Raw genomic sequence first — 16,606 nt, forward strand, 5'->3', positions numbered from 1 at the left:
CGATGGCCCGCCCCCTCGGGGCCGAGCAGAATCGGCCGATGGAACCTGTCACTCTCACCACCGGACGTCTTCTTCTGCGCGCGGTCGGCCCGCAGGACACCGAGGCGGTCCTCACCGCCGCCCAGGACCCCGACACCCAGCGCTGGATCTCCCAGTTCCCCTCTCCGTACCTGCGCGAGCACGCGGAGAGCTTCACCGGACAGCTGGTGCCGGACGGCTGGGAGAGCGACTCGATGTACACGTTCGGCGTGTTCCTCCCCGGGAAGGAACTGGCGGGAATGCTCGGCATCACGATGCGCGCCCTCGGTGTCGCCGAGGTCGGCTTCTGGGCCGCCGCGGAGCACCGCGGCCGCGGCTACATCACCGAGGCCGTCCTCGCCGGCGCCCGCTGGGCCTTCACCGGTCTGTCCGTCGACCGCCTGGAGTGGCGTGCCGAGGTCGGCAACCGCCCCTCCCGAGCGGTCGCCGAACGCGCCGGTTTCACCATGGAGGGCACGCTCCGCTCCGCCGTCAACAACAACGGCGTGCGCCGGGACTGCTGGGTCGGCTCGCTCCTGCCCTCCGACCTGGGTCTGCCGTCCACGGCGCCGTACCTGCCCGCTCCGGCCCCGGCGTAGCCGCAGGCCGGCCCGCGCTGTCAGTGGCAGGGCCTATCGTGCGACCCATGACGACCCCGCGCCCGACCGCAGAGCTGACCGCCGACGAGGCCCGCCGCCTCGTCCTGCGCGCCCAGGGCTTCCTCGGCGCGCCCGACCGCAGGTCCGGTGTGCGCGGTGTGCTGCGGCACCTCGGCGCGGTCCAGCTCGACACGATCTCGGTCCTGGCCCGCTCCCACGAACTGGTGCCGTACGCGCGCCTGGGCGCGGTCGGCCGCAGAACCGTCGAGGACGCCTACTGGAAGGACACCCACGCCTTCGAGTACTGGTCCCACGCCGCCTGCATCCTGCCCGTCGAGGAGTGGCCGCACTTCGCCTTCCGCCGCCGCGCCTACCGCGACCGGCCGCACTGGCACCACGCCCTGCCCGACGGCGTCTACGAGCAGGTCGTCAAGCAGCTGCGCACCGAGGGCCCGCTGACGGCGACCGAGCTGGGCGGCGCCAAGCGCACCAGCGAGTGGTGGGACTGGTCGGGCACGAAGGTCGCCGTCGAGCGCGCCCTGATGTACGGCGAGGTGGTGTGCGTCGAGCGCCGCGGCTGGAAGCGGGTCTACGACCTCGCCGAACGCGCGATCCCGCAGACGCTGCTGCACGACGGACTGGACGACGCCGAGTGCCTGCGCCGTCTGGTGCGTCTGGCCGGCGAGGCCCTGGGCGTGGGCACGCGCGCGGACATCGCCGACTACCACCGCCTCAAGGGCGAGCAGGTGGACGCGGTGATCGCCGACTCGGGCCTGGTGCCGGTCACGGTGGAGGGCTGGGGAAGGCCGGCCTGGGCGGACCCGGCGGCGCTGGCGGCACCCCCGCGCGGGCGGCACCGTACGACGCTGCTGTCCCCGTTCGACTCGCTGATCTGGGAACGCGCCCGCACGGAGCGGATCTTCGGCTTCACCCACCGCCTGGAGGCGTACGTCCCCAAGCCCAAGCGCGTCCACGGCTACTTCGCGATGCCGGTCCTGGCGGGCGGGCGTCTCGTCGGCCGGGTGGACCCGGCACGCGAGGGCGGCACCCTGGTCGCCCGCCAGGTCGCCCTGGACGGCCCCAAGGCGGTCGCTCCGGTGGCCCAGGCCCTGGTCGAGGCGGCGAGCTGGGTCGGCTGCACGGATGTACGGGTGGAGCGGGTGGACGCACCCGAGCTGCGCGCCGCCCTCACCGCCGAGCTGGCCCGGCAGACGGGCTGAGCCTCAGCGGATCTCCAGGATCTTCTCCCGCATCGCGTACACCACGGCTTCCATCCGGGAATGCAGCTGGAGCTTCTCCAGGATGTTGCGGACATGGTTCTTCACGGTGTTCTCGGAGATGAACAGCTCCTTCGCGATGTCGCGGTTGTTCATCCCCGTGGCGACGAGTTTGAGGACCTCCAGCTCACGGTCGGTGAGCCGGGGCGCGGGCACCAGTCGGCGCTCGTCGGTGCGCTGGATCATCGACTTGAACTCGGTGAGCAGCTTCGACGCCATGGAGGGGCTGATCTGCGACTGCCCGTCGGCCACCGCGCGAATGGCCGTGGCGACCTCGTCGGTGGAGATCTCCTTGAGCAGATAGCCGGTCGCGCCCGCCTTGATGGCCTCGTAGAGGTCGGCTTCCTCGTCGCTGATCGTCAGCATGATGATCTTGGCGCTGGGGGCCACCTCCTTGATGGAGGTGCATGCCTCGATCCCGCCCCGCTTCGGCATCCGTACGTCCATCAGGACGATGTCGGGCAGCAGGTCGGCGGCCTTGTCGACGGCTTCGGCACCGTCCCCCGCCTCCCCGACGACCTGGATGTCCTCCTCGGCCGCGAGCACGATCTCCAGGCCGCGGCGAAAGAGGGCGTGGTCGTCGACGACCAGGACCCGGATCGGTTCCTGCCGTCGTGAGCCCGGGTCCGGGCCCATGCCGACGACGCCGCCGCCCGCGTCGCCGTCGTGCATCGGTCCGAAGCTGTCCGCCATCGTTCCTCCCCCTGAAGGCTGTGGCCCGTGGTCCTGTGCCATCGCCAACCCAAGGCAACGACCCACCGGTTGAGCCGTTGCGGCCATGATTCCATGCCTGGACGACGCCGGGGCGACAGAGCGGTGCGCATGGGGTCGCACACCGATGCCCCTGGGGGCGCACACGCGCTCCAGGGGCACCGGATCAGCCGTCGTCCGGGTGGGTCAGCCGCCGAGCGAACCACCCGCGTCGGGGGAGGGCGGCTCCGTGACCATCGTGTCCGTGCTGAGGTGGATCACACCGTAGTCGTAGGCGTGCCGCCGGTAGACGACACTGGGCTCCTTGGTCTCGGAGTCGACGAACAGGTAGAAGTCGTGCCCGACCAGCTCCATCTCGTAGAGAGCCTGGTCGAGAGTCATGGGAGCGGCGACGTGGGTCTTCTCGCGGACGACGAGCGGGCCCTCGCCCTGCACCTCGAGCGAACCGATCTTCTTGGTGGGCACGCCGTCCGACTCATCCGTCGAGACGGTGTGGCCGTTGCCGTTGAGCGTCGCCGCGCCCGGGACGTGGTCGGGGACCTCGGCCGCCGTCAGCCGGCGGACACCCCGGCGGGTGTGGCGCTTGTCGTGCTCCTTGCGCAGCCGGGCGTCCAGCTTCTCGGCAGCGAGGTCGAGTGCCGCGTACGGGTCGTTGGCCGCCGCCTCCGCCCTGATCACCGGGCCGCGTGAGCGGAGCGTGATCTCCACCCGGTCGCAACGGTCGGCCTGTCGGGGGTTGGGCTCCTTGGACACCTCGACGTCGAGGCTGATCACCTTGCCGTCGAGCTTCTGGATCTTCTCCAGCTTCAGCTTCTCGGCCACGTGCTTGCGGAACCGCTCGGGCACCTCTGTCTTGCGGCCCTTGACGACGATGTCCACGCAGAACTCCGTTCCCGGATCGCTCCGCTCTCAGTGGCGGAGCATCTCCCTTGTGCACCAGGTTCCGGCCAGTTCCGGAACCGCGGACTCGGTGACTTCCACCTCCTCCTCCCCCATGGGCAAGATCCCCACCCCGCCGGCTCGGGTGATTGCCGAAAACACACGGCACGGCATTCGGATTCATAAGGGATGGCCTGCGGCTTTCCCTCACAACCGAACATATCTCGCCCGGACGGATGTCGTCACCCTCTACTGCGGCGTACCTCCGTTCAGGTGAATTGACACTCTCATTACCTGCAACGATGCAAGTTCTCAGTCAGTTCCGGTTTATTTCAAAAGAATCCGGAGGGGCCGCGACCACGGCCGCACAGACCACGTCTCCCGCCGTGTTCGGCACCGCCATTCCCCGTACCGCACCGCGTCCTCCCGGGCTCCCTTCCGTCACTCCAGCCATCTGTTCCCCTGACCTTTCCCGGATCACCCGCGCGTACACGGCCGTCATCACATCGCGGTACCCTCCATCGGCCGTCGCACCCGCCCCGGCCGCCGTCACCTCCGGCTCCGTACCCGGCTCCGCACCCGTCCGCGCCTCCCGCACGGCACGCGCCGCCTCCGCCAGGGACGCGCCGGTCGTCATCACGTCGTCGACGAGCACCACCGCGCCGCCGCGCAGCAGTCCGGCCCCGCCGCGCGCCACGGCCAGCGCGCCGGCCAGATTCTCCTGCCGCTGCCGGGAACCGAGACCCGACTGATCGGCCACCGGCCGGCTCTGCCGCAGCACGGACAGCACCCTCGCCCGCGTGCCGGACCGCCGCAGCTCCGCCGCCGCCGCGAGCGCGATCCGCCGCGCCGGGTCGTGCCCACGGGCCCGCACCGCCCGGCGCCCGGACGGCACGGGCACCAGCAGCACCGGCACCCCGGACCCGCCACCGGACGCGGACGGACCGAGAGCGCCGGGCAGGACCCGGTGCAGACCGGCCCGCACCGCACCGGCCAGGGCCGTCCCCAGCGGACGGGCCAGGGACAGCGCCCCGCGCTCCTTGTGGGCCAGCAGCAGCGCCCGCACCCCGTCCTCGTACCGGGCGGCCGCGTGGACGACCGGCAGACCCGCAGGCTCCGGCGCCGGCCTCACCCGGCCCGGCGTGTCACCGCTCAGGACGGCACGGCACCCCGGGCAGAGCACCGTGCGCGGCCTGCCGCAGCCTCCGCACTCGGCCGGCAGCACCAGATCGGTGAGGTCCTGCCACCATCCCCGCATGTCCCCACTGTGCCCACGCCCACGCCGGCCGGCCACCCCTGTGGAAAACCGTCTGTGGAAAACGCGGACGGCCGCCCCCGCCGGTCTTCGGACCGACGAGGACGGCCGCCCCGGGAGCTACACGCCCGGGCACCTCACCCCGGATACACCGGCGCCGACCCGGCCTTGACGACCTTCTGCCACTGCTCGCCCGTCGGCATGCGCACGATCCCGTCCTCGGAGTGGGCCACCAGTGGTGCCCCGCCGTCCTCGGTCCCGGCGATCTCCTCCACACCCGTCAGCGCGGCGGGCGCCGGCGCCTCCGGTATCGAGCCGTCCACCTGGACGTACTGCATCTGCTGCACGCCCCCCTGCTCGGTGCCCACCACCACCAGGCGGCTCTCGCCGACCCAGGACATGGTGGTGACCTCCTCCAGCCACGGTGTGGCCGAGCGCAGTTCCAGCACCGAAGCGGGCGTCCGCTCATCGGCCTCGGCCGGCCGGTCGCCCCGCTCGACACGCCCGATCAGCAGCTGCTGCCGGCCGTTCTTCTCCACCACCAGGGCGATCCGCACACCGTCACCGGCCACCCGCACCGAGTCGATACGACCGTCCAGGCCGGGCGTCTCCACCTCCAGCGGCTCACCTTCACCGTCGTCGAACAGCAGCAGCCGCGGCCGCTTGCGGTCCCGGTCGGCCACCCACAGGTTCCCCGCCGCGTCCCAGCTCGGCGCCGTCAGCCGGTCGGACTCCGCCGTGCCCTGGCTGACCAGCAGCGGCTGCTCCAGCGCCGCGTCCGACGTCATCGGCCCGACGTAGAGCCTGCGGCGGTCCAGGCTCACCCCGGCCGCCACGTCCTCGCGCCGCGACACCGCGGCCGACCGGAGCGGCTTGGCCCCGTCACCGAACGCCCCCGGCACCGGCAGGGCCTCGTTGTCCTCACTGCGCGCCGGCATCCGCACCAGCCGGTGCTTGCCGTCCAGGAAGTACAGGTACTCCGGACGCTCGGTCGCGCCACGCGCGGCCACCGCGTCGGTGCCGTCGCCGGTGACCAGGCACAGCTGCCGGCCCTTCGCCTTCAGCTCGACCTGGTCCACCGCCGAGGTGAGGTTCTGCAGCGTGAACAGCAGCTGCGCCGCCATCTCCCGGCACTTCCCCTGCCCGACCCGCGCGGCGCTGTCGTTCAGCGGCACGGTCAGCTGGTTCTGGTCGTCCGCGGCCAGCGACTCGACGCCCGCCTGGAGCTTGGTGCCGGTCGGGAAACTCGTCCTGACGACCTGGTCCAGCCACACCGTGGGGCCGTCCAGCAGCGACCGCACCATGTGCGTCATCGGGTCCACCCGCTCACGCACGTACACCGGATCGGCCACCGCCATCGGCCGCGAGGGAGTCCCCGCCACACCGTTGGAGGCGTAGTAGTACTTGTTGACCGACATGTAGTTGCGCTGGAAGTCCGACTGGCCGATCACGATGCCCTGCGGCGGCCTGGTGATGCGCCACTGCCCGGTCTTCTTGTTGCGCGCCAGCTGGATCTGCCGGCGGTAGGCGCCCTCCGCCGGGCCGTACGCCTGCTGCGCGTCGAGCGCGCCGACCTGGGTGCCGCTCAGCGTGACGGAGTAGGACGGGCCGTTGTCCCGGTTGTCCGCGGCGTCGACATAGGTCTCCATGCCGTTGGCGAGGACCGTGGTGGAGCTCTCCGGCTCCCACTTCTTCGCCGCCTCGGGCGTCAGATACAGCCGCGCCGTCTCGTAGTGGGGATCATCGCTGGTCAACGCCTCCAGGAAGCCGTTCACGATGTCCCGTGGCGTGGCACCGTCACCCGGCGGCACGGCGAACACCCGCACCTGCGAGTCCTGCCGCGGTGTGTAGTCCACACCGCGCAGCTCCCCTTCGTCGGGCATCGACGCGCACCCGGACAGCAGTACGACACCACAGGCGGCGTACGCCACCGCGCGCCCCGGCGTACGCCGGGCGCCCCCCTCGCGGTCAGCGGCCACGAGATGCCTCCCCTTGTTCCTCCTGCTGCGCCGGTTCCGCGCCGGACCCCGGCTGCGCCGACGCGTCGTCCTGCCGCCTCGCCCCGCCCGAGGGCCGGGGCACCACCCGCGCGCCGTTGCCCGGCAGAGCCGTCGGGTCGGCCGCGGGCACCGCCGTGCCCGGCCGGGTCGCCATCCGGTCCAGCGGCGCCTGCCCTGTCGGCTGCTGCGCGGGAACCGTGGCGCTCTTCTCGCCCCGCGGCAGACCGGCGGCGTCCAGACCGCGGTTGCGCCGCGAGTCCTTGGGCTCCAGCGGTATCGGCGAGCCCCGCAGCGGCTCGTCCGCGGTGCGCGGCAGCGTCAGCCGGAACTGCGACCCGCCCCCCGGCTCGCCCCACGCCTGGAGCCAGCCGCCGTGCAGCCGGGCGTCCTCCAGGGCGATCGACAGCCCCAGTCCCGTGCCGCCGGTGGTACGCGCGCGTGCCGGGTCGGCCCGCCAGAAACGGCTGAAGACCCGCGTCGCCTCACCGGGCTTGAGTCCCACGCCGTAGTCGCGCACCGCGACCGCGACCGCGCCGCCCGCCGAGGCCAGTTTGACCACCACGTCCTTGCCCTCGCCGTGCTCCACGGCGTTCACGACGAGGTTGCGCAGCACCCGCTCCAGACGCCGGGCGTCCGCCTCGGCGACGACGGGCTGCAGGTCGCCCACTATCCGGATCTCCGTGCCCTTGCGCTCCGCGAGCGGCACGGCCCCGCCGACCACCCGCCGCACGACCTCCCTGAGGTCGATCGGCTCGGCCTCCAGCGCCGCCGCTCCGGCATCGAAGCGGCTGATCTCCAGCAGATCCGCGAGCAGCGACTCGAACCGGTCCAGCTGGTCGGCGAGCAGCTCCGCCGACCGCGCGGTCACCGGGTCGAAGTCCTCACGTGCCTCATGGATGACGTCGGCGGCCATCCGCACGGTCGTCAGCGGTGTGCGCAGTTCGTGGGAGACGTCCGAGACGAACCGCCGCTGCATCCGCGACAGGTCCTCCAGCTGCTGGATCTTCAGCTGGAGGTTCTGCGCCATCTTGTTGAATGCCTCGCCCAGACGCGCGATGTCGTCCTCGCCGGTGACCTTCATCCGTTCCTGGAGCCGGCCGGCGGACAGCCGCTCGGCCACGCCCGCCGCCATCCGTACGGGCGTGACGACCTGCCGCACCACCAGCCAGGCGATCGCCCCGAGCAGCACGACCACGAACACCCCGGCCGTCGCCAGCGTGCCCTTGACCAGGCTGAGCGACTTCTCCTCCTGCGTGAGCGGGAAGAGGTAGTACAGCTGGTACGGATCGCCGTTGGGGTCGTTGACCTCCTTGCCGATGACGATCGCGGGCTGGGACTCCTTGCCCCGTTCGCTGTAGAACACCCGCGTGTACTTCTGCGCGGCCTCACCGTTCTCGATGCGTTCGCGCAGGTCGGCGGGGATGCTCCTGTCCGGGTTCACATCACCGGAGGCCCGCGGACTGCGGCCGCTGCCGCTGCCGTCGCCGACAGGCAGCGTCACCACGTCGAAGGCGCCCTGGCCACCGCTGGAGAGCGAGCCGACGAGGTTGCTCATCCACTGGATGACGTTGTCCTGCGCCGGACGCCCGTCCATGCCGGGAGCCTCGTCGGCAGGGCCGCTCGCGGCCTCGTCGGCCTTCTGCTTGGCCACCGTGAAACCACCCGTGGCCTGGCTCTGGGCGGCCTTCACCTTGGCGTCCAGCAGGCCGTTGCGCACCTGTCCGATCACCACGAAGCCCAGCAGCAGGACGACGCCCAGCGACATCAGCAGGGTCGTGACGACGACCTTGAGCTGGATGTTGCGCCGCCACAGCCGCATCACCGGCAGCAGCGGCCGGCGCACCCAACGCATGAACAGCCTCAGGATCGGGCTGCCCTGGACTCCGCCCTGGAGCAGCCCGCCCATGAGGAAACGTCCCCTGCGGGATCCCGGCGTCCTACGGCCGACAGGCCGCTCCGGACGGGCCCCGGACCGTCCGGGGGCCGAAGCGGCACTGTCTCCGGACATGTCAGCTCGGCCCTGCCTTGTAACCGACACCACGCACGGTCACCACGATCTCCGGCCGCTCGGGGTCCTTCTCGACCTTCGAGCGCAGCCGCTGCACATGCACATTCACCAGACGCGTGTCCGCGGCGTGGCGGTAACCCCACACCTGCTCCAGGAGCACCTCACGGGTGAACACCTGCCACGGCTTGCGCGCCAGCGCCACCAGCAGATCGAACTCCAGCGGCGTCAGAGCGATCGACTGGCCCTCCCGCTTCACGGAGTGCCCGGCCACGTCGATGACCAGGTCACCGATGGCGAGCTGCTCCGGCGCCGGCTCCTCCGACCTGCGAAGCCGCGCCCGGATCCGGGCCACGAGCTCCTTCGGCTTGAACGGCTTGACGATGTAGTCGTCAGCCCCGGACTCGAGCCCCACCACCACATCCACGGTGTCGCTCTTGGCCGTCAGCATCACGATCGGCACGCCGGACTCCGCCCTGATCAGGCGGCAGACCTCGATGCCGTCCCGTCCGGGCAGCATCAGATCGAGCAGCACAAGATCAGGCTTGGCCTCGCGGAAAGCGGCCAGCGCCTTGTCGCCGTCGGCCACGAAAGACGGCTCGAAACCTTCTCCGCGCAGCACGATGCCCAACATCTCGGCCAGTGCGCTGTCGTCGTCGACGACAAGGACTCGTCCCTTCATAAACGACATCATCCCATTAGCTAATCGTTACCCGGCGTGACCTGGCACACAGCTCGGCAAGCCCTTCGCCGGTCACAGGCGAAACGGCACCCTCTTCGGTGACGATCGCCGTCACCAGTTCCGGTGGTGTCACATCGAACGCCGGGTTGTACGCCTGGGTTCCCAGGGGTGCCACAGCGATCCCACCACCGGCTCCCGTCATCTGCACCTGCGGCGCTGTGACCTCGGTCACTTCGAAGCCGGGGCGCTGCTCGACCTCGATCGACGCCCCGTCCTCGGTGCCCAGGTCCACCGTCGTCACCGGTGCCACCACGATGAACGGCACGTGGTGATAGCGCGCGAGCACAGCGAGCGGATAGCTCCCCACCTTGTTCGCCACCGAACCGTCGGCCGCGATGCGGTCGGCCCCGATCAGCACCGCGTCCACCTCCCCTGCCGCGAACAGCGAACCCGCCGCGTTGTCGGTCAGCAAGGTGTACGCCATGCCGCTGCGCGCCGCCTCGTACGCCGTCAGGCGAGCACCTTGCAACAACGGACGCGTTTCGTCCACCCACAGGCGCCTGAGCCGTCCCTGCCGATGCGCGGCGAGCGCCACCGCGAACGCCGTTCCCTCGCCTCCGGAGACCAGCGATCCGGTGTTGCAGTGCGTGAGGACACGGTGCCCGCCGCCGGGCAGCAGCTCGTCGAGCAGCGCCAGCCCGTGCCCCGCCATCCGCGCACTCGCCTCGGCGTCCTCCCGGTGCAGCTGCCGCGCGGCCGCGAGGGCGGCCACCGCCGCCTGCCCGGCCCCGCCACCGCGGGCGAGCACGCCCTGATGGGCGGCCTGCGCCCGCCGCACGCCCACGGACAGGTTCACCGCCGTCGGCCGGGCACCCGCCAGCGCGGCGGCGGCCTCGGGCACGTCGAAGCCACGCGCGGCCGCGAGCGCGACGCCGTAGGCACCCGCGATCCCCAGCAACGGCGCCCCCCGCACGGCGAGCGAACGGATCGCCTCCACCAGCGCCGGCGCGTCCGTACACACCAGCTCGACCTCCTCGGTGGGCAGCCTCGTCTGGTCGAGCAGCACCACCACAGGCCCCTCTGGCGGCTCCTCCCAGCGGATCGCAGGTATTCCGGTCGGCCGGCCGTCCTCGCCGGATTGCGCGTACTGATCAGCCATGCCGTCAGTCTGCCCCGTATCCGGCGGACAATTGAAGGTGCACAGCCCCCACCGCGGCCGGTCACTCCCCGACAGCCCCATGGCACGATGTTGGCCAACCTGCCGCCGCGACCGCGGACGGGCACCATGAAGGAGCGACGATGAACGACACTCCGGGCTGGGCCTCGCCCGGATCCCCGTCCGACGGGCAGCAGCCCGGCGCTTCCGGTCCGCCCGGGCCCGCCGACGGCCAGGACCCGGCGCAGCAGCCCGCCGACCAGCCGACGGCACCCGGCTCCAAGTGGTCGCAGGAGCAACCACCGCCCGGCCACTGGTCCGCGCCCACCGGCCCCGGCCAGACCCCGCCGCCACCGCCCGGCCCGAACCGGGGCACCCCGCCCCCCGGCGCCCACGGCGGCTGGACGGGCCACGGCGGGCACCCCGGCGCTCCCGGCGGCTGGGGCACCCCCTGGGGCGGACCTCCGCCCGCCGCCAAGCCCGGCGTGATCCCGCTGCGCCCGCTCGGCGTCGGCGAGATCCTCGACGGCGCCGTGTCCACCATGCGCACCTACTGGCGCACGGTCCTCGGCATCTCCCTGACCGTCGCGGTCCTCACCGAGATCGTCAACATCCTGCTCCAGGGCTTCTTCCTCAACGACATCACAGGCACCGACAGCCTCGGCGACCCGGACGCCAGCCTCGAAGAAGCCACCCGCGCCATGGGCGAGGCACTGCTCAGCACCGCCGTCCTCTCCCTGGTGACCCTCATCGGCACCGTCGCGGTGACCGCCCTGCTCACCGCCGTCACCAGCCGCGCGGTCCTGGGCCGGCCCGTCACCGCCAAGGAGGCGTGGCGCGACGCCCGCCCGCAGACGCTGAAGCTCCTGGGTCTGCTGCTGCTCCTGCCGCTCATCGCCGTCGGCATCCTCACCGTGGGCGTCCTGCCCGGCGCGCTCGTCGGCCTGGCCGGCGCCCCCGAGGCCGCCGCGGCCCTGGTCTTCCTCGGCCTCGCCGGGTCGTTCGTCCTCGCGCTGTGGCTGATGATCCGCTTCTCGCTGGCCTCTCCCACCCTGATGCTGGAGAAGCAGGGCATCAAGAAGGCGCTGAGCCGCTCGGTCAGGCTCGTCCGCGGATCCTGGTGGCGGGTCTTCGGCATCCAGCTGCTGGCCGTGATCATCGCGAACGTCGTCGCCATGGTCATCGCCATACCGTTCGCCGTGCTCGCCCTCGCCGTCAGCGGCGACGGCATCAGCGGCTTCCTCACCGGTGACGCCGAGGTCGGCTGGACCTTCCTCGTCGTCAGCGGGATCGGCTCGGTGATCGGCTCGATGATCACCTACCCCATCGCGGCCGGCGTGACCGTGCTCCTCTACATCGACCAGCGCATCCGCCGCGAGGCCCTCGACCTCGACCTGGCCCGCGCAGCAGGCGTCCAGGACCACGGCACCACCGCCGGGGGCTGATGCGGTGAACCTCACGGGGGGAGTTCTCGCAGCGGTACCGGTCCTGGCGCACGCCGGCGACAGCGAACCGCCTCTGACCCTCCCGCGCGACCCCGCGCGGGAGGCCGCCCGGCGCGAGCTGGCCAAGCGCATGTACCACGAGAACGAACCCAGCCTGCTGGAACGCGCCTTCAACGCCTTCTGGGACTGGCTCGGCAGCCTCTTCCAGGCCGCCGGCGGCCTCGCCCCCGGCGGGACCGTCGGCCTCCTCGTCATCGTGCTGGCCGTCCTCGCCGTGCTCGGCGCCCTGTGGTGGCGCCTGGGCACCCCGCGCCGCGGCCCCGTGTCCGCCGCCGCGCTGTTCGACGAGCGGCCGCGCACCGCCGCCGACCACCGCACCGCCGCCGAGACGCACGCCGCCCAGGGCCGCTTCGGCCAGGCCGTCCAGGAACGCATGCGGGCCATCGTCCGCTCCCTGGAGGAGCGCGCCCTGCTCGACGTCCGCCCCGGCCGCACCGCCGACGAGGCGGCCGCGGACGCGGGCCGCGTCCTTCCCGCCCACACCGACCGACTTCGCACGGCGGCCCGGGACTTCGACGACGTCACATACGGCGGCCGCACCGCGACCGAGGCGTCGTACCGCCGCATCGCCGCACTCGACCGCGACCTGGAACACACCAGACCGCGGCCGGCCGACAGCAGCACGACGAGCACGGCCCACAACACCCGCCAGGGAGCCGCCGGATGACACCCGAGGCCACGCTCCCCACCACCTCGGTCTCGCCCACCGCCCGCCAGCTGTGGACCCGCACGCGCGGGATCGCCCTGGCCGTCACGGTCCTCGTCGCCGGAGCCGTCGTCCTCGCGCTCGTCCGCTCCGACACCCGGCACGGCGCCCTCGACCCGCGCTCCGCCGACCCCCAGGGCAGCCGGGCCGTCGCCGAGCTCCTCGCCGACCGGGGCGTCGGCACCCGCACGGTCACCACCCTCGACGAGGCACGGGCCGCCGTCGCACCCGGCACGACCCTGCTGGTCGCCCACCCCGACCTGCTGACGAGCCGTCAACAGGCTCTGCTGCACGCCACGACCGCCGGGTCCGGCGGCCGCACCGTCCTCCTCGCCCCCGACACCGCCTCCGTCGACGGCCTCGCCCCCGGAGTCACCGCCGACCCCGTCATCAGCTTCGACACCACGCTCGACCCCGACTGCGCACTCCCCGCGGCCCGCCGCGCCGGCAGCGCCGACACCGGGGGCATCCGCTACTCCACCTCCCGGCCCGGCACCGACGCGTGCTACCCGAGCGACGGCCTGCCCACCCTGCTGCGGATCCCCGACACCTCCGGGGACGGCGACACCGTCGTCCTCGGCGCCACCGACATCGTGGTCAACGAACACCTCGACGAGCAGGGCAACGCCTCGCTCGCCCTCCAACTCCTCGGCTCCCGGCCCCATCTGGTCTGGTACCTCCCCTCGCTGTCCGACAGCACCACCACCGGCGACGACGAACGCGGCTTCTTCGACCTGATCCCCCCGGGCTGGCTCTGGGGCACCCTGCAGCTCTTCATCGCCGCGGCCCTCGCCGCCCTGTGGCGGGCACGCCGGCTCGGCCCCCTCGTGCCCGAACAACTCCCCGTGGCGATCCGCGCCTCCGAAACCGTCGAAGGCCGTGCCCGCCTCTACCGCACCGTGAACGCCCGCGACCGCGCGGCCGCCGCTCTTCGCTCCACCACCCGCACCCGCCTCGCCCCCCTCGTCGGCGTCCCGGTCTCCCAGGCACACACGCCCGAGACCCTGCTCCCCGCCCTGTCCGCCCACCTCCACCAGGACGGACAGCCCCTGCACGCCCTCCTCTTCGGACCGCCGCCCGGCGACGACGCAAGCCTGATCGCACTCACCGACCAACTCGACGTTCTCGAAAGAGAGGTACGCCGTCCATGATGGACCCGACCACTGACAACGCCGGGCAGACCGGGCATACGGGCAACCCCCGGGCCGCCCTGGAGGCCCTGCGCGCCGAGATCGCCAAGGCCGTGGTCGGCCAGGACCCCGCCGTCACCGGTCTCGTCGTCGCCCTGCTCTGCCGCGGACACGTGCTCCTCGAAGGAGTCCCCGGCGTCGCCAAGACGCTGCTCGTCCGCGCGCTCGCCTCCGCCCTCGAACTCGACACCAAGCGCGTCCAGTTCACCCCCGACCTCATGCCGAGCGACGTCACCGGCTCCCTCGTCTACGACGCCCGCACCGCCGAGTTCTCCTTCCAGCCCGGCCCCGTCTTCACCAACCTCCTCCTCGCCGACGAGATCAACCGCACGCCCCCGAAGACCCAGTCCTCCCTCCTGGAGGCCATGGAGGAACGCCAGGTCACCGTCGACGGCACCCCGCGCCCGCTCCCCGACCCGTTCCTGGTCGCCGCGACGCAGAACCCCGTCGAGTACGAGGGCACCTACCCCCTCCCGGAAGCCCAACTTGACCGCTTCCTGCTCAAACTGACGATCCCTCTGCCCTCCCGGCAGGACGAGATCGCCGTTCTCACCCGCCACGCCTCCGGCTTCAACCCGCGCGATCTGCGCGCCGCCGGCGTACGCCCCGTCGCGAACGGCGCCGACCTGGAAGCCGCCCGGGCCGCGGTCGCCAAGACGGCCGTCTCCCCCGAGATCGCCGCCTATGTGGTCGACATCTGCCGCGCCACCCGCGAGTCGCCCTCCCTCACCCTGGGCGTCTCCCCCCGTGGCGCCACCGCCCTCCTGGCCACCTCCCGCGCCTGGGCCTGGCTGACCGGCCGCGACTACGTCATCCCCGACGACGTCAAGGCACTCGCCCTGCCCACGCTGCGCCACCGCGTCCAGCTGCGCCCCGAGGCCGAGATGGAGGGCGTGACCGCCGACTCGGTGATCACCGCGATCCTGTCCCACGTCCCCGTCCCCCGCTGATGGCACTCACCGGACGCACCGCCCTCCTGGCGGCTCTCGGCTCCCTGCCGGTCGGCATCCTGGAGCCCGGCTGGACGGGCATCCTCGCCGTGAACGCCCCCCTGGCACTGGCCTGCGCCTGCGACTTCGCCCTGGCCGCGCCCGTACGCCGGCTGGTCCTCACCCGCTCCGGCGACACCTCGGTCCGGCTGGGCGACACCGCCGACGTCACCCTCACGGTCACCAACCCGTCCTCCCGGCCGCTGCGTGCCCGCCTCCGTGACGCCTGGCCCCCCAGCAGCTGGCAGCCCGGCACCGAGACGGAGGCGTCCCGGCACCGTCTGACGGTCCCCGCCGGCGAACGCCGCCGCGTCACCACCCGGCTACGGCCCACCCGCCGGGGCGACCGCCGGGCCGACCGCGTCACCGTCCGCTCCTACGGCCCGCTCGGTCTCCTCACGCGCCAGGGCACCCATGTCGTTCCCTGGACCGTACGTGTCCTGCCGCCGTTCACCAGCCGCAAGCATCTGCCCTCGAAGCTGGCCCGTCTGCGCGAACTCGACGGCCGTACCAGCGTTCTCCAGCGCGGCGAGGGCACCGAGTTCGACTCCCTGCGCGAGTACGTCCCCGGCGACGACACCCGCTCCATCGACTGGCGGGCCACCGCCCGCCGGACCACGGTCGCCGTACGCACCTGGCGCCCCGAGCGCGACCGTCACATCCTGCTGGTCCTGGACACCGGCCGTACCTCCGCGGGTCGCGTCGGCGACGCCCCGCGCCTCGACGCCTCCATGGACGCCGCCCTGCTCCTGGCCGCTCTCGCCTCCCGCGCCGGCGACCGTGTCGATCTCCTCGCCTACGACCGCCGCGTACGTGCCCTCGTCCAGGGCCGCACCGCGACCAACCTTCTCCCGTCCCTGGTCGGCGCCATGGCCACGCTGGAGCCCGAGCTGCTGGAGACCGATGCCCGCGGCCTCACCGCGACCGCCCTGCGCTCGGCCCCGCGCCGTTCTCTGATCGTCCTGCTGACCACCCTCGACGCGGCCCCGATCGAGGAGGGCCTGCTGCCGGTCCTCCCTCAGCTCACCAAGCGCCACACCGTTCTGCTGGCGTCGGTGGCCGATCCGCACATCGCCCGCATGGCCGAGGCCAGAGGAGGTACCGAGGCGGTCTACGAGGCCGCGGCGGCGGCCCAGGCCCAGGAGGAACGGAACCGCACCACGGAACAGCTCGGCCGTCACGGTGTCACCGTCGTCGACGCCACCCCCGACGCACTCGCCCCGGCACTGGCGGACGCCTACCTGGCACTCAAATCAGCCGGCCGTCTGTAGATGAGACGGGCTCTCCTTCGGGAGAGCCCGCACTAAAAAGGTCCCGAAACGCAGAAAACCCCCGTACCGGTTTACGGTACGGGGGTTTCCTTCAATATTTGTTCGGCGGCGTCCTACTCTCCCACAGGGTCCCCCCTGCAGTACCATCGGCGCTGTAAGGCTTAGCTTCCGGGTTCGGAATGTAACCGGGCGTTTCCCCTACGCTATGACCACCGAAACACTATGAAACAGACAACCAGCCGGAGCTGTCGTTCGTGGTTTCAGAACCAACACAGTGGACGCGAGCAACTGAGGACAAGCCCTCGGCCTATTAGTACCGGTCAACTCCACACGTTACCGTGCTTCCATATCCGGCCTATCAAC

At 72.1% G+C, this 16,606-nt stretch carries 14 protein-coding genes and 2 rRNA genes; 7 read left to right on the forward strand and 9 right to left on the reverse strand.

Features of this window, described 5'->3' with window-relative positions:
• The first annotated feature begins 38 nt into the window (after nucleotides 1–38).
• Nucleotides 39–617 (forward strand): GNAT family N-acetyltransferase, encoded by a 579-nt coding sequence (locus ACIQGV_RS05895; protein ID WP_402490972.1) that lies wholly within the window; start codon nucleotides 39–41, stop codon nucleotides 615–617.
• 47 nt (nucleotides 618–664) lie between these two features.
• Nucleotides 665–1,837 (forward strand): winged helix-turn-helix domain-containing protein, encoded by a 1,173-nt coding sequence (locus ACIQGV_RS05900; protein WP_402490974.1) that lies wholly within the window; start codon nucleotides 665–667, stop codon nucleotides 1,835–1,837.
• 3 nt (nucleotides 1,838–1,840) lie between these two features.
• Here ACIQGV_RS05900 and ACIQGV_RS05905 read toward each other — a convergent pair whose 3' ends face one another.
• From ACIQGV_RS05905 to mtnA, 7 genes are all read right to left on the reverse strand, one after another.
• Nucleotides 1,841–2,587: a response regulator gene (locus ACIQGV_RS05905; RefSeq protein WP_402490977.1), complete on the reverse strand. Its 747-nt coding sequence runs from the start codon at nucleotides 2,585–2,587 to the stop codon at nucleotides 1,841–1,843.
• Between the two features lie 204 nt (nucleotides 2,588–2,791).
• Entirely contained in the window at nucleotides 2,792–3,484 is a 693-nt protein-coding gene (hpf, locus tag ACIQGV_RS05910; RefSeq protein ID WP_402490979.1) for a ribosome hibernation-promoting factor, HPF/YfiA family, read from the reverse strand.
• A gap of 316 nt (nucleotides 3,485–3,800) precedes the next feature.
• Complete coding sequence (locus ACIQGV_RS05915; protein WP_402490982.1) at nucleotides 3,801–4,742, reverse strand: ComF family protein; 942 nt, start codon at nucleotides 4,740–4,742, stop codon at nucleotides 3,801–3,803.
• Nucleotides 4,743–4,876: 134 nt separating this feature from the next.
• A complete protein-coding gene (locus ACIQGV_RS05920) occupies nucleotides 4,877–6,718 on the reverse strand; it encodes an LpqB family beta-propeller domain-containing protein (RefSeq protein WP_402490984.1) in 1,842 nt (613 codons plus the stop codon).
• Nucleotides 6,708–8,747, reverse strand: a complete 2,040-nt coding sequence (gene mtrB / locus ACIQGV_RS05925) for an MtrAB system histidine kinase MtrB (RefSeq protein ID WP_402490987.1) — start codon at nucleotides 8,745–8,747, stop codon at nucleotides 6,708–6,710. Before mtrB ends, ACIQGV_RS05920 begins: the two co-directional genes overlap by 11 nt.
• Nucleotide 8,748: 1 nt before the next feature.
• Complete coding sequence (gene mtrA / locus ACIQGV_RS05930; protein ID WP_381170004.1) at nucleotides 8,749–9,438, reverse strand: two-component system response regulator MtrA; 690 nt, start codon at nucleotides 9,436–9,438, stop codon at nucleotides 8,749–8,751.
• Nucleotides 9,439–9,442: 4 nt separating this feature from the next.
• The gene (mtnA, locus tag ACIQGV_RS05935) at nucleotides 9,443–10,585 is read right to left on the reverse strand and encodes an S-methyl-5-thioribose-1-phosphate isomerase (protein WP_402490990.1); all 1,143 of its coding nucleotides are present in this window, start codon (nucleotides 10,583–10,585) and stop codon (nucleotides 9,443–9,445) included.
• 140 nt (nucleotides 10,586–10,725) lie between these two features.
• Here mtnA and ACIQGV_RS05940 point away from each other — a divergent pair, with 140 nt between their 5' ends.
• The 5 genes from ACIQGV_RS05940 to ACIQGV_RS05960 are packed head-to-tail and all read left to right on the forward strand — an operon-like array spanning nucleotide 10,726 to nucleotide 16,243.
• Nucleotides 10,726–12,027, forward strand: a complete 1,302-nt coding sequence (locus ACIQGV_RS05940) for a glycerophosphoryl diester phosphodiesterase membrane domain-containing protein (protein ID WP_402490993.1) — start codon at nucleotides 10,726–10,728, stop codon at nucleotides 12,025–12,027.
• A gap of 4 nt (nucleotides 12,028–12,031) precedes the next feature.
• The gene (locus ACIQGV_RS05945) at nucleotides 12,032–12,754 is read left to right on the forward strand and encodes a DUF4129 domain-containing protein (RefSeq protein WP_402490995.1); all 723 of its coding nucleotides are present in this window, start codon (nucleotides 12,032–12,034) and stop codon (nucleotides 12,752–12,754) included.
• Nucleotides 12,751–13,944 carry a DUF4350 domain-containing protein gene (locus ACIQGV_RS05950; RefSeq protein WP_402490998.1) on the forward strand — a complete coding sequence of 398 codons (1,194 nt, stop codon included), beginning with the start codon at nucleotides 12,751–12,753 and terminating at the stop codon, nucleotides 13,942–13,944. The genes ACIQGV_RS05945 and ACIQGV_RS05950 overlap by 4 nt, the downstream gene beginning before the upstream one ends.
• Nucleotides 13,944–14,933, forward strand: coding sequence for an AAA family ATPase (locus tag ACIQGV_RS05955; RefSeq protein WP_402491001.1), 990 nt, complete (start codon nucleotides 13,944–13,946; stop codon nucleotides 14,931–14,933). The genes ACIQGV_RS05950 and ACIQGV_RS05955 overlap by 1 nt, the downstream gene beginning before the upstream one ends.
• Entirely contained in the window at nucleotides 14,933–16,243 is a 1,311-nt protein-coding gene (locus ACIQGV_RS05960) for a DUF58 domain-containing protein (protein WP_402491003.1), read from the forward strand. Before ACIQGV_RS05955 ends, ACIQGV_RS05960 begins: the two co-directional genes overlap by 1 nt.
• 100 nt (nucleotides 16,244–16,343) lie before the next feature.
• Here the strand turns inward: ACIQGV_RS05960 and rrf are convergent.
• Together rrf and ACIQGV_RS05970 are read right to left on the reverse strand one after the other, a co-directional pair.
• Nucleotides 16,344–16,460 (reverse strand): 5S ribosomal RNA (rrf, locus tag ACIQGV_RS05965).
• A 73-nt stretch (nucleotides 16,461–16,533) separates the two neighbouring features.
• Nucleotides 16,534–16,606, reverse strand: a 23S ribosomal RNA gene (locus ACIQGV_RS05970); the annotation flags it as partial.

Origin of the sequence: Streptomyces sp. NPDC093094 (genome assembly GCF_044754345.1) — a bacterium.
Lineage (GTDB): Bacteria > Actinomycetota > Actinomycetes > Streptomycetales > Streptomycetaceae > Streptomyces.